This is a genomic window from Candidatus Thiodiazotropha endoloripes, from assembly GCF_001708965.1.
Taxonomy (GTDB): Bacteria; Pseudomonadota; Gammaproteobacteria; order Chromatiales; family Chromatiaceae; genus Thiodiazotropha; species Thiodiazotropha endoloripes.
This window is the reverse complement of record NZ_LVJW01000003.1, coordinates 2,006,505-2,019,984: the sequence shown is the minus strand read 5'-3', so window position 1 is coordinate 2,019,984 and position 13,480 is coordinate 2,006,505. Positions and strand designations below refer to the sequence as shown.

The following is a 13,480-nucleotide window of genomic DNA, read 5'->3' as shown; positions in this document are numbered from 1 at the left end:
TTCTCGACGGCGCCTTTCAGGCGCCGTTTGAGGGTATGTGATGCCGGCTGTTTCAGCCAGCGGCACGACAGCTTCGCTTTCGCTATGGCTCAATGGTTTGCAGCTGACTGTTTTTGCAGTTGTTTCAACCTTTTGCCACACTACCTTCAATACTCCTCTCAGCACGGTGATTGATCAGCGGCTTTTCATTCCCCCATCCGGCCGTTTTGATGCATGCTCCAGCCGAAGCAAGGGACAGGTTCTCTTTCCTCGACTCCTCCAATACCGTATCCTTGTCTGTCCCTGCTGCCAATTTGGTTCAACCCAGAAACTAACTAATTCCGATGTCTGAATCTGCCTATCCAGAAGAGCTTGCTGTCTATCCGGAAGTCGAACAGCGGGCGATCAAGGTACCGCCCCACTCAAACCAGGCCGAGCAATCGCTCCTTGGGGGATTGCTGCTGGATAATGCCAGTTGGGACAAGGTGGCGGATCTGGTGGTTGATGGGGATTTCTATCGCAAAGAGCATCGTTTGATCTTCAGCGCCATCGCCGCGCAGGCAGAGGATAATCAGCCTTTTGATGTGGTAACCCTGGCAGAGCATCTGGAGCGTAAAGAGGAGCTTGAGGATGCCGGTGGCTTACCCTATCTGGTACGCCTTGCGGAAGAGACGCCCAGTGCGGCAAACATAAAATCCTATGCCGGTATCGTGCGTGAGTATTCGGTAATGCGCCAGCTGATTTCTGTTGGTACCGATATCTCCGATAGTGCTTTTCACCCTCTGGGCCGTAAGGCTGAAGAGCTGCTTGATGTCGCTGAGCGCAAGGTTTTTGAGATCGCTGAACAGACCAGTAAGGGTAAGGGTGGATTCACACCAATCAAATCCCTGCTGACCAAGGCGGTTGACCGGATTGAGACCCTGTTCCAGCAGGACGAACCGATCACCGGTATCAGTACCGGGTTTTCCGATTTTGATCAGATGACCTCTGGTCTGCAACATGCGGACCTGATTATTGTTGCCGGCCGTCCCTCGATGGGTAAGACCACCTTTGCCATGAATATTGCCGAGAATGTGGCCATACAGGCGGGCAAGGCGGTGGCTGTCTACAGTATGGAGATGCCGGGTGACGCCCTGGCGATGCGTATGATGTCATCCCTGGGGCGTATCGATCAGTTGCGGGTGCGAACCGGTAAACTGGAGGATGAGGAGTGGCCGAGACTCTCTTCCGCCGTAAGTATGCTGGCTGAAACCAGGCTCTATATCGACGATACGCCGGCCATGTCGCCGACCGAGGTGCGTGCCAGAGCCCGTCGACTGAAACGGGAACACGATGATCTCGGACTGATTGTGATCGATTATCTGCAGTTGATGCAGGCACCTGGAGAAGGGGAGAACCGGACCAATGAGATCTCCGCCATCTCCCGCTCCCTGAAGGCGTTGGCTAAGGAGTTGGATGTACCGGTGATCGCTCTGTCTCAGCTCAATCGCAGCCTTGAGCAGAGAACCAACAAACGGCCGATCATGTCTGACCTGCGTGAGTCCGGTGCGATTGAGCAGGATGCGGATCTGATCGTCTTCATCTATCGGGATGAGGTCTACAACGAAGACAGCCCGGACAAAGGCATTGCCGAGATTATCATCGGTAAACAGCGTAATGGCCCGATTGGAACCACACGTCTGACCTTTCTTGGTAAATACACCAAATTTGAAAACTATACGGAAGATGTCTACGGCGACGAGGGGTATTGATGGAGTTTGCCCCACAGGCATCAATCGATCATGCTGCCCTGAGGCACAATCTGAGACTTGCACGACAAGCCGCTGACACGAGTCGAATCTGGGCAGTCATCAAAGCGGACGGTTATGGCCATGGTCTGTTCCGGGTTGTCGAGGCTTTGGATGAGGCAGATGGGTTTGCCGTTGCGCGGCTTGATGAAGCACTGGCGCTCAGACAGCAGGGTGTGGTCAAGCCCCTGTTGGTACTCTCAGCCTGTATCAGTCGATCTGATTTCGAACAAGCCATATATGCAGACCTGCAGGTGGTTGTACATCATCGAGGTCAGTTGGATGTTTTGCAGTCCCTCTCCTCGACTGGCCAGCGGCTATCCGTCTGGTTAAAGCTTGATAGCGGCATGCACAGACTGGGATTTACACCGGGTGAGCTCAACCATAGCCTGGCGCAACTCAAGGCTCTGCCGGTTGTTGGTGATATCAATCTGTTGAGCCATCTGGCCAATGGGGATGATCCTGACGATCCGATGACTGCCACTCAGTGTGAGCAGCTGATGCAAATCGATCCATCCCCTTATCGTGCACGCTCACTGGCAAATTCAGCCGGACTTCTGGCCAATCCTGCAACCCGTTTTGACTGGGTGCGGCCCGGTATCATGTTGTACGGTGCTTCCCCCTTCATCAATACAACTGCAGCAGAGTTGGGACTGCAACCGGTGATGACCCTGAGCAGTCGGGTGATGGCGGTCAAGTCCTGTCAGGCGGGAGATGCAATCGGCTATGGGGGGAGCTATGTCTGTCCCGAAGCCATGCCGGTGGCCGTGGTTGCGATTGGCTATGGGGACGGTTATCCCCGTCATGCGCCGAACGGCACACCAGTGCTGGTCAATGGGGTTCGCCTTCCACTGGTTGGACGGGTTTCGATGGACATGCTGTGTGTCGATGCCAGGGCGCTGAGCGGAATAGAGGTTGGCGATGAGGCGGTTTTGTGGGGAGGGGAATTGCCGGTGGAGGAGATCGCCCGGCAGGCCGGTACCATCGCCTATGAACTGCTCTGCGGTGTCAAGCGACGGGTTCGATTTCACGATCTCAATCGCCAGCAGCTGGAGGTGTGATGGCACAGGGCGGTAAAAAAGCGGCAAAAACCCTATATACCTGCAGTGCCTGTGGCGCCAGTTTTGCCAAATGGTCCGGTCAGTGTTCCGAGTGCCACTCCTGGAATGTACTGGAGGAGAGCCTGGCCCCGGCCACATCCGCTAAGGGACGCTTTGCCGGTTATGCGGGAACCGGTGGTCAGCAGGTGATGCCGCTGACTGAGGTAGAGATAGCGCATGAGGCTCGTACCACCACCGACAGTGCGGAACTTGATCGGGTTCTGGGCGGGGGCTTGGTCGAAGGTTCGGTGGTGCTGATTGGTGGTGATCCCGGCATCGGCAAGTCAACCCTGCTGATCCAGACCCTGGCCAGATTGTCGGTGAACATGCGCTCTCTCTATGTATCGGGCGAAGAGTCTCCAAGGCAGATATCGCTACGTGCCATGCGACTCGACCTGGCGGTCGAGAAGTTGAAACTGTTACCCGAAACCTGTGTTGATAGAATAATCGCTGTTGCCGAGCAGGAGAAGCCGCAGGTGATGGTGCTGGATTCAATTCAGACCATGTATACCGAACTGCTGCAGTCTGCACCGGGTTCCGTCTCCCAGGTGAGGGAGGCAACGGCGCAACTGGTGCATTACGCCAAACGCAGTGGTACGGCACTGTTTCTGGTTGGCCATGTGACCAAGGAGGGCAGCCTGGCCGGACCCAGGGTGCTGGAGCATATGGTGGATACGGTGCTCTATTTCGAAGGAGAGGCGGGAAGTCAGTTTCGTCTGATCCGTACCATCAAGAATCGTTTCGGTGCGGTCAATGAGCTGGGCATGTTTGCCATGACCGACAAGGGGTTGAAGGCGGTCAGCAATCCTTCCGCCATATTTCTGTCGCGCCAGGCGGAGCAGGTGCCGGGCAGTGTGATTCTGGTGACCCGTGAGGGAACCCGCCCACTGCTGGTCGAGGTCCAGGCGCTGGTGGATGAGAGTCCCCTGGCCAATCCGCGACGTATCACTCTGGGGCTGGAACAGAACCGGCTCTCCATGTTGCTGGCGGTGCTCCACCGGCATGGCGGTATCGGCATGTTCGACCAGGATGTCTATGTCAATGTGGTCGGCGGGGTGCGGATCACCGAGACCGCATCGGACCTGGCTGTGTTGATGGCGGCCCTCTCCAGTTTTCGTAATCGACCACTCGATCAGGGACTGGTGGTATTCGGTGAATTGGGATTGACCGGGGAGATCAGGCCGGTCCCTAATGGACCGGAACGGTTGCGTGAGGCGGCGAAACATGGTTTCAAACGTGCCGTGGTGCCTAAAGCCAACGCCCCGAAACAGCCGATTGCCGGTCTGGAAGTTGTTCCGGTTGAGACCCTTGCTGAGGTTTTACAGATTACTTGAATCGGCAGCAAGGCGTGGCCCACTAGCCGAGGGCTTCCAGATCTCTCTGCAGGATGATGTCGTCACCGATATTCAGTTCAACCAGGCGGCGCAGCAGGGAGATGCTGATCATATCGATCTCTTCACAGAGCAGGCCCAGCTGATCCTTTTCGACATGGGCGCAGGAGGCCAACATCGAAATGGTACCCCCATCGTCCAACAGCACTTTCAGGGTGACACTCTCACCCACCTCGGGTGACCAGGCTGTCGGTATCCTTGCCAGGGCGCCTTTCAAGGAGATATCGATCAGTTCGGTTTCATAGCTACCGCTGCTGGTTTCAAGGGTGGCCCGAGCGTCGAAAATGATGCGGTGAAAGCGTCTGCGCTCTTTGTTTTCGTGATCACTCATAAATGACTCTGGTTAGGCGTGAAACTGCATCTGTGTGCCGCCCACTTCGATCAAATCCCCGTCATTCAGCAGCTGACCCTGATCTGCAAGGGGTTGCTTGTTCACTGTGGGGGGATTTACCCCTTCGAGAAAGGAGATGTAGTAGCCCTCTTCTCGACGGGCGATCATGGCGCAATCCCCACCGGTATGCCCGATCCGGGTCATGTGGCGGTGTAGCGAGATAATGCGGCCGAAATTGTCGCCATTGACAATCTGCAGCACGCTGGACGAAGCGTCTTCCTCTTCCTCGCTTCCATCTTCTTTCTCTGCTTGGGACTGCTCCTCCGCAGGGGCATGGGGGAGAGTAAGATCCGCACCCAGTTCCATCACATCCTCAGCGAAGGTGAGGGTGTGTTTGCCGATCTGTATGACATCACCATGATGGAGATTGATCTCTTCTGTCTTTTCATGGTTTACCAGCACCGGAAAAGCCTCATCCTGAGCTTCCAGGCGATAGACATCCCCGGATTCGGTGATGGTGGCTTGCAGTGGCGCGATGGCCAGGCTATCGATGGCGATGGCACAGTCCGGATCACGACCGATTTTGGTCGAATCGGCTTCAAGGTGAAAAACGTCGATAACTCGACCTTTGAAGGAGAGGGTTAGTTTTGGCATGGAGCTATTTTAGATACAACCTGTACAAATCTAAGTATATATCCAGTTTTATTGATAAATCACTAGTTAACTCACTTTCTAATTCCTATTCTGGGAATTAAACTACTGCGTAGAGAAGATTTCAATATCAGCCTGTATTTTTGCTAACCTTATTTAATAACAATATCTTAATAGAACTTGTTTAATTAAAATCTTGGATCGTCGTAATTTTGACATTTAGCAAAAATGCTGCTTAACTTCGCACCATTGCTAAGAAATTCTCACCGCAATTAGGGCCTGATGAATGGGGCATAGTTCTGACAAAGACGGTTCAGTGTTTCCTAATCTCTGTATTTATCTTTTCGATCAAGACGATCAGCGTCAAAATTATCTACAACACATTCTGAGCTTTGTGGAAGGGGATGTGGTTGTGGTTGATGACATCTCTCAGATCGAACTCAGTGAGCAGAGTCGGTTTAACTGTGTGGCCGTGATGGTCGGTGCCGGACAGGGGCGCGACAAGCAGCAGGCCGTGGTCAGGGATCTTGCCGAGAGTTATCCCAATTTGCCGGTATTTCAAATCTATGATGAACAAGAGGGTACACCTCAACTCTTCGAAGGTTTGGAAAATGTCATCGGCAGTTTCAAGCTGCCCACCCTCTACGATGATCTCATGGCGCTGGCCCACAAGGCACAGGTGTTTCAGGAGCTGAAAAATCCCGAAGCGGGCAGTTCACGACCTGTGGAGCTGTTCCGCAGTCTCTCCGGTAGCAGCCGCGCGACACGCCAGGTCAATAAGATGATTGAACAGGTTGCCGATTCCGAGGCGACCGTTCTGATTCTCGGTGAGTCGGGCACCGGTAAAGAGGTGGTTGCCCGTAAACTCCATTTTCACTCGGTTCGCCGTGGTAAACCGTTTGTGCCGGTGAATTGTGGTGCGATTCCGGGTGATCTGCTGGAGAGTGAGCTGTTTGGTCACGAGAAAGGGGCGTTTACCGGGGCGATCAGTGCCCGCCAGGGTCGTTTTGAGATGGCCGAGGGTGGCACCCTGTTCCTCGATGAGATCGGTGACATGAGCATGCCGATGCAGGTCAAACTGCTTAGAGTCTTACAGGAGCGCTCGTTTGAACGTGTCGGCAGCAACAAGACCATCCCCTGTAATGTGCGGATCATTGCCGCAACCCACCGTAATCTCGAATCAGCGATCAAAAACGGTGATTTTCGTGAAGACCTCTTCTATCGTCTCAACGTATTCCCGATTGAGATGCCTCCGCTGAGGGACCGGGTTGAAGATATCCCGGTACTGGTGAATGACCTGATCCACCGGATTGAGAATGAGAAGCGGGGTTCCGTGAGACTGACACCTGCAGCAATTGCAGCTTTGAGTCACTACCGCTGGCCTGGAAATGTCAGGGAGCTGGCCAATCTGATCGAACGATTGGCGATCCTCTATCCCTATGGGGTTGTGGATATAGGGGAGCTGCCGGAGAAGTTCAAACCGGCGGCTGAATTGATCGACACCACCAAGCTGCCACAGGTCAGTCTTGAGGGGGATGAGCCTGGCACGACCCAGAATGCGCCAAGACTGCCGAATGACGGCATCGACCTCAAGGCCCACCTCAACTCCCTGGAGCAGAGTCTCATTCAACAGGCCCTGGATGAGTCGGACGGTATCGTAGCCCATGCTGCCAAACGCTTGCATATGCGGCGTACCACACTGGTGGAGAAGTTACGGAAATATGGCCTTCAGCGTCAAACAGAGTCGACGGGAATTTGACGTTTCCTCAGTTTAGAATTATTAACATACTGAAAATAAAGAAAAAACAAATATAGGCACATATTTTGCCTCTTTAGTCAGTGATGAATGAAGACTGACCACAGAGGCTATCGACGTGTCACCAAAACCATCACTTGCCGATCGACAACACGCCCTTGAGGCGGCCTTCAACATGTTCAATCAACTCTCCGAAGAGTTGACCGGCTCCTACCAGCAGTTGCAATCCCAGGTTCTGGAACTGAGTCAGGAGCTGGCGGCGGCACGTAGCGAGCGGATGGTGCAGCTGGCTGAGAAAGAGCGTCTGGCCGATCGTCTGGAACGATTGCTGGAGACCCTACCTGCGGCGGTGATCGTACTCGATGGTGAAGAGCGGATTCGTGAGTTCAACCCGGCTGCAGAACGTCTGCTGGGCAGACTCGAGGCGATGGAGCTCTGGCCGGAGGTCGTTCGCCAAAAGGCACTGGGCGGCGTGATCAAAGGCAACGAGATGAAACTGCTCAGTGGTCATTTGCTGACACTTTCATCCAGTCGGCTGGAGCAGGCGCCTGGTTATATTCTGGTGCTGGTTGATATCACCGAAACGCGCAAGTTACAGGAACGGCTCAACCGTCGTGAGCGGTTGACCGCGATGGGTGAAATGTCCGCTCAACTGGCCCATCAGATGCGTACCCCGTTGAGCAGCGCCTTACTCTATGCCTCCCATCTTGCCAGCGATGATCTGAATCCGGCCAAACGTCAACAATTTACCTCCAAGTTGAGAGATCGGTTGCAGCATATGGAGCGTCAAATTCACGACATCCTGATGTTTGCCCGGGGTGAAGATGCAGGAGAGTCGCGCATTCTACTCAGTGATCTGCTTAAGCATTTTTCCTCGACTGTCGAGCATGATCTGCAACAGAGTGGTGTCTCATTGGTGATTGATGACCAGAGTCAGGGACGGGCAGTCATGCTCGGGCGTGAGGATGCCTTACTGGGTATGTTGAGTAATCTCCTGGAAAACGCTACCCAGCAAGGGGCGAAGGTTGTTCAGATCGTACTGCATGTTGAAGACGAGATAGAGATTCATCTGGCCGATGATGGTAATGGCATTTCCGATGAGCTGTTGCCACGGATTTTTGATCCATTTTTCACCACCAGAAGCGGCGGCACAGGTTTAGGTTTGGCGGTGGTACAGAATCTGGTGCTTAACCATGGTGGTGAGATTCTGGCAAGCCACTCAAGCCTTGGCGGGGCACTCTTCCAAATCCATTTCCCACTTGCCACACCGGCAATCGAACAGATCTCTCCGGTGGGATTCAACAAAGAAAAACGAACGCTTGGCGTTGCACAGATAAGGAGCCTGTCATGAGTCAGACGACGGTGCTGATAGTAGAAGACGATCCTGCACTGCGGGAAGCGCTGAGCGATACCCTTGAACTGGCCGGTTATTCGGTGGTCACCGCAGAAGAGGGCAGATCGGCCCTTGAGCTGTTAAGGCAGGAAGCTGTTGGCATGGTCGTCAGTGATGTACAGATGCAACCCATGGATGGCCACACCCTGTTGCGAGAGGTCAGAAAAGGCTATCCCGATCTGCCGGTCCTGTTGATGACCGCTTACGGGAGTATTGAAAAGGCTGTGATGGCGATGCATGACGGCGCAGTCGACTATCTGGTCAAACCTTTTGAAGCGGAAGTTCTGGTCAGCAAAGTGGCGGGTAATATTCTACCGCTGGTGGAATCAGCCGAGGCCGGCCCGGTTGCTGAAGATGTGCGTAGCCGTGAAATGCTCGAATTGGCCCATCGGGTGGCGCAAAGCGAGGCCACAGTATTGCTGAATGGTGAGAGCGGTACGGGTAAGGAAGTCTTCGCCCGCTATATCCATCAACATTCACCACGAAATAACGGGCCTTTCATTGCGATCAATTGCGCCGCGATTCCTGAAAACATGCTCGAAGCCGTGCTGTTCGGTTATGAAAAAGGGGCCTTCACCGGTGCCTATCAGGCCACAGCCGGTAAATTTGAACAGGCCCAGGGCGGCACCCTTTTACTGGATGAGATCTCCGAGATGAGTCTGGCTCTGCAGGCCAAATTGTTACGGGTGCTGCAGGAGAAGGAGCTGGAAAGGCTGGGTGGTCGTAAAATGATTGAACTGGATGTACGGGTTCTTGCAACCACCAATCGCAAGCTTCGGGAGGAGGTTTCGGCCGGCCGATTTCGTGAAGACCTCTACTATCGCCTCAATGTCTTCCCACTGACATTACCACCGCTGCGTGAGCGGACACGGGATATTCTGCCGCTGGCCAACCATCTGTTGCAGAAGAGTCTGCGTCCCGGCCAAAAACTGCCACAGTTCAGTGAAACTGCAGAGCAGCAACTCATGTCACATCCCTGGCCCGGCAACGTCCGTGAGCTGGACAATCTGATGCAGCGTGCACTGATTCTCAAAGGCAGTGGCGAGATCGGTGTTGATGACCTCTGCTTCGAGTCGACTGCCACTGATGCCAAGCCCGAGATGGAGCGACAAACCGGCAATGCTGGAAAACTTCCTGACGATCTCCGTTCAGTGGAGGAGCAGATGATCCTGGATGCCCTGGGTGAAGGTGGGATCAGCAGAAAACATGTCGCCAGTCGTCTCGGTATCAGTGAACGGACATTACGTTACAAGATTGCCCGTATGCGGGATGCGGGTGTGGCCATACCGGGCTAACTGGTGCGGATAGTGCATAGACCTATGTAGTTATAAAGATAATGGAGCTTTGCAAATGAACAACAGCATGAACATTGATCAAGTATTGGCGCAAATGCGGGTGATGTCTGCTCAAGCTGCTGACAATGCACAGGAGTCACCGAAAAGCTCAGGGGCCGATTTTTCCGATCTGCTGAAGCAATCGATCGACCGGGTTAACTCGATCCAACAGGAAGCCAGTGCACTACGTACCAGCTTTGAGAGCGGTGAAGGGGAGATGGATCTGGCTCAGGTGATGATCGCGGCACAAAAATCGAGCCTCTCTTTCGAAGCCATGGTGCAGGTCCGCAACAAGCTGGTTGAGGCCTACAAAGACGTAATGAGTATGCCAATCTAACTGATTGAATAAGAAGGCGAAAAATGGCAACCGTAACTCCCGAACAAGCAGCAAACGAAGTCGAAGTGGCGCGTATACAGGATAATCCCATCGTCAGGCAGATCGCCGTGATGGTGGGGATAGCAGCCAGTGTCGCCTTGGGGGTGGCCGTTGTGCTGTGGACCCAGAAGCCGAGCTATGCACCACTGTTCGGTAACCTACCCAACAAGGATGCCATGGAGATCTCACAGGCTCTGCAGCAGGCCGGTATCGATTATGAAATCGATCAGGCCAACGGCATCGTGATGGTGCCCAGTTCCAGCCTGCAAGAGGCGCGGATGAAACTTGCCGGCCAAGGTTTGCCGCGTTCCGGATCGACCGGTTTTGAACTGATGCAGGAGGATACCGGATTCTCTACCAGCAAACTGGTGGAGACGGCCCGTTATCAACGTGCCATCGAAGGGGAACTGGCCCGTTCGATCATGACAATGGCCAATGTGGACAGCGCCCGGGTACATCTGGCAACACCGAAACAGTCGGTGTTTATCCGTAAAAGAAAATTCCCCAGCGCTTCGGTTGTGGTGAAACTCTATCCCGGACGCAGCCTTGAAAAGGGGCAAGTGGAAGCGATCACTCATCTGGTTGCCTCGAGCGTCCCTGAACTGGATGTTTCAAATGTCACCGTGGTCGATCAGAAAGGGCGTCTGCTGAGCACCAAGAAAGACAGCCGTGAAATGCAGCTGACTTCCCGGCAATTTGAATACACCCGCGAGCTTGAAGGTCACTACAAGCAGCGGATTGAAGATATCCTTGAACCTGTGGTCGGACGGGAAAACCTACGTGCTGAAGTTACCGCCGATATGGATTTCACCTATGTTGAACAGACCCAGGAATACTATAATCCGGATGTGAACGCACTGCGATCAGAGCAGATCAATGAGCAGCAATCTGTGTTGAGCGATGTACAGGGTGTTCCCGGTGCACTGACCAATCAGCCTCCGGCCGCTGCGAATGCGCCTCAGGTGGCTGGTGGTGCAGAGGGTGAAGCTGGTGGTACTCCGGTCAATACCAGCAAACGGGCCACCCGCAATTTCGAGCTGGACAAGACCATCAGCCACACCCGTCTGCCCAGCAGTCGGCTACGCAAACTCTCAGTCGCTGTTGTGGTGAATGATCGTTACCAGGCTGGTGAGGATGGGGTGGCCGTGCCGGTCGAGCGGACAGCGGAAGAGATTACTCGCATCTCCAACCTGGTCAAAGAGGCAGTCGGATTCGACGTTCAGCGTGGTGACAGAGTGCAGGTGATCAGTGAGGCTTTCTATATCCCTCAGCCCATGGAACCACTGCCAGAAGTGCCGATGTGGGAACAGAGCTGGTTTTGGGATCTGATTCGTCAGGTTGGCGGCGCATTGCTGTTCCTGCTGTTGGTTTTCGGGGTGCTGAAGCCCACCATGACCCGACTGACCAAGCAGGTGGTGACGACACAGATGAGTGAATCGATGGCGACCGCAGGGGCCGTTGCAGGTGAGGGGGGTATGGCGCAGATGCCTGGTGGCGCTGGCGGTGGTGAAATGGGTATGCTGTCCGAAGATGATGATTCCCTGCAGCTGCCAGGGCCGAGAAGTTATGAGAAAACACTGGATGCCGCACGTAATATGATTCAAGACGATCCTAAGCGAGTGGCTCAGGTAGTTAAAAAGTGGATTGCTGAAGATGGCAACAAATAATCAAACGGCTAAACAAGCAATGACGGCATCTGATGGTAATGCCTCGGATGTCAACAAAACGAGTGGACTTGAACGGTCTGCAATTCTGTTGCTGGCACTGGGTGAGAAAGATGCGGCTGAAATCCTCCGTCATATGGGACCCAAAGAGGTTCAGGATGTGGGGCTTGCAATGGCCTCTCTGACAGGGGTGAGCACGGACCAGATGGAAGCGGTGATGCATCAATTTGTATCCACACTGGAAAAACAGACTGCCTTAGGACTGGGCTCTGATGAATATATTCGCAATATGCTCACCAATGCCTTGGGAGAGGATAAGGCCGGCGGTGTCATCGACCGCATCCTTCTGGGTCGCAACAGTAAAGGTCTCGAACAACTGAAGTGGATGGATCCCCGCGGAATTGCCGAGTTGATTCGCCTAGAGCATCCACAAATCATCGCCATCGTACTCTCTTTTCTGGAGCCGGATCAGGCTGCTCAGGTGGTCAGTCAGTTCGCTGATCGCGTACGTACTGATGTGATCATGCGCATAGCCACTCTGGATGGCATTCAACCGGTTGCTTTGCAGGAGCTTGATGAGATCCTTGAAAAGCAGTTTTCCGGCGCCTCCAACGTCAAATCATCCAACCTGGGTGGAGTTAAAACTGCAGCCGAAATTCTCAACATGCTGGATGGCGCGGTTGAGAGCAAACTGATGGAAGAGATCATTGAAGTGGATTCGGATCTTGGTCAGGAGCTGCAGGATAATATGTTTGTGTTTGAAAACCTCATCGATGTGGATGACCGGGGTATTCAGGCACTGCTGCGTGAAGTCAGTACCGAGCAGCTGCTGCTGGCGCTGCGTGGTGCCGATGAAGCACTGAAAGAGAAGATCTTCAAGAATATGTCGAAACGTGCAGCTGAAATGCTCAAGGATGACCTGGAAGCAGCCGCTCCTGCCAAGTTGAGTGATGTGGAGGCCTCGCAGAAAGAGATACTACAGGTAGCACGCCGCCTGGCGGATGCCGGTGAAATCATGCTCGGAGGCGGTGGCGATGAGTTCGTCTAAGTCCGGTGACGGTGGCACTGCAGATATCAGGCAGTGGTTGCCGCCGGAAATGGGAGATGGCAAGAAACGGACAAATCGAGGCACCATCAATCCCCCCAGTGCGCCACCTACTGCAAAAGAGCTTGAGGCGATACAGCGCCAGGCCTATGAAGAGGGATTCGAAAAGGGTAAGCAGGAGGGATTTGAATATGGCCATAAAGAGGGTCTGAACCAGGCCCAGCTGGAGCTGAAACAGTATACCTCTCAATTTGATCGCCTGCTGCAAACCTTCGAACGGCCATTGAGAAATCTGGACAATCAGATTGAGAAAGAACTGCTGGCGCTGGTTATTGCGATTGTTAAGCAGCTTGTCCGCCGGGAGGTCAAAAGTGACCCCAACCTGATTGTCGGCGTGGTCAGGGAAGCGCTTTCCGTATTACCGGTCTCTTCACGCAATGTACGACTGCTGCTGCATCCGGAGGATGCTGAACTGATACGTGAGGTTTACGCGCTGGGTGATTCCGAAGTGGGTTGGCATCTGATTGAGGATCCGGTGATCAATCGGGGTGGCTGTAAAGTGGTGACCGATACCTCCCAGGTCGATGCATCATTGGAATCCAGGCTCGCCAGTCTGATTGCGCCACTGTTGGCCGGTGCCCGTGCCATCGACGAGCAGATGGAAGAGGAGTAG

12 protein-coding genes are annotated in these 13,480 nt (G+C 53.9%); 10 read left to right on the top strand and 2 right to left on the bottom strand.

From position 1 onward, the window contains the following. The first annotated feature begins 323 nt into the window (after positions 1-323). Genes dnaB through radA form a run of 3 tightly spaced genes read left to right on the top strand, consistent with a single transcriptional unit; the run spans position 324 to position 4,200 of the window. A complete protein-coding gene (gene dnaB / locus A3193_RS09045) occupies positions 324-1,730 on the top strand; it encodes a replicative DNA helicase (protein ID WP_069006024.1) in 1,407 nt (468 codons plus the stop codon). Then, the gene (gene alr / locus A3193_RS09040; protein WP_069014562.1) at positions 1,730-2,827 is read left to right on the top strand and encodes an alanine racemase; all 1,098 of its coding nucleotides are present in this window, start codon (positions 1,730-1,732) and stop codon (positions 2,825-2,827) included. Before dnaB ends, alr begins: the two co-directional genes overlap by 1 nt. Beyond that, entirely contained in the window at positions 2,827-4,200 is a 1,374-nt protein-coding gene (gene radA / locus A3193_RS09035) for a DNA repair protein RadA (protein ID WP_069014561.1), read from the top strand. The genes alr and radA overlap by 1 nt, the downstream gene beginning before the upstream one ends. 22 nt (positions 4,201-4,222) lie before the next feature. Here radA and A3193_RS09030 read toward each other — a convergent pair whose 3' ends face one another. Together A3193_RS09030 and A3193_RS09025 are read right to left on the bottom strand one after the other, a co-directional pair. Next, positions 4,223-4,588 (bottom strand): PilZ domain-containing protein, encoded by a 366-nt coding sequence (locus tag A3193_RS09030; RefSeq protein WP_069006021.1) that lies wholly within the window; start codon positions 4,586-4,588, stop codon positions 4,223-4,225. A 12-nt stretch (positions 4,589-4,600) separates the two neighbouring features. Beyond that, positions 4,601-5,242, bottom strand: coding sequence for an FHA domain-containing protein (locus tag A3193_RS09025; RefSeq protein WP_069006020.1), 642 nt, complete (start codon positions 5,240-5,242; stop codon positions 4,601-4,603). A gap of 283 nt (positions 5,243-5,525) precedes the next feature. Between A3193_RS09025 and A3193_RS09020 the strand changes: the two genes are divergently transcribed. The 7 genes from A3193_RS09020 to A3193_RS08990 all read left to right on the top strand — a co-directional run bounded on the left by A3193_RS09020 (position 5,526) and on the right by A3193_RS08990 (position 13,480). Next, positions 5,526-6,998 (top strand): sigma-54 dependent transcriptional regulator, encoded by a 1,473-nt coding sequence (locus A3193_RS09020; protein ID WP_069006019.1) that lies wholly within the window; start codon positions 5,526-5,528, stop codon positions 6,996-6,998. A gap of 115 nt (positions 6,999-7,113) precedes the next feature. Next, complete coding sequence (locus A3193_RS09015) at positions 7,114-8,346, top strand: sensor histidine kinase (protein WP_069006018.1); 1,233 nt, start codon at positions 7,114-7,116, stop codon at positions 8,344-8,346. Next, positions 8,343-9,683, top strand: coding sequence for a sigma-54-dependent transcriptional regulator (locus tag A3193_RS09010; protein WP_069014560.1), 1,341 nt, complete (start codon positions 8,343-8,345; stop codon positions 9,681-9,683). The genes A3193_RS09015 and A3193_RS09010 overlap by 4 nt, the downstream gene beginning before the upstream one ends. A 67-nt stretch (positions 9,684-9,750) precedes the next feature. Further along, complete coding sequence (gene fliE, locus A3193_RS09005; RefSeq protein ID WP_068994298.1) at positions 9,751-10,059, top strand: flagellar hook-basal body complex protein FliE; 309 nt, start codon at positions 9,751-9,753, stop codon at positions 10,057-10,059. A 23-nt stretch (positions 10,060-10,082) separates the two neighbouring features. Further along, positions 10,083-11,765 (top strand): flagellar basal-body MS-ring/collar protein FliF, encoded by a 1,683-nt coding sequence (fliF, locus tag A3193_RS09000; protein ID WP_069006016.1) that lies wholly within the window; start codon positions 10,083-10,085, stop codon positions 11,763-11,765. A gap of 19 nt (positions 11,766-11,784) precedes the next feature. Next, positions 11,785-12,810 carry a flagellar motor switch protein FliG gene (gene fliG / locus A3193_RS08995; RefSeq protein ID WP_139117054.1) on the top strand — a complete coding sequence of 342 codons (1,026 nt, stop codon included), beginning with the start codon at positions 11,785-11,787 and terminating at the stop codon, positions 12,808-12,810. Beyond that, positions 12,797-13,480, top strand: a complete 684-nt coding sequence (locus A3193_RS08990; protein ID WP_068993666.1) for a flagellar assembly protein FliH — start codon at positions 12,797-12,799, stop codon at positions 13,478-13,480. The genes fliG and A3193_RS08990 overlap by 14 nt, the downstream gene beginning before the upstream one ends.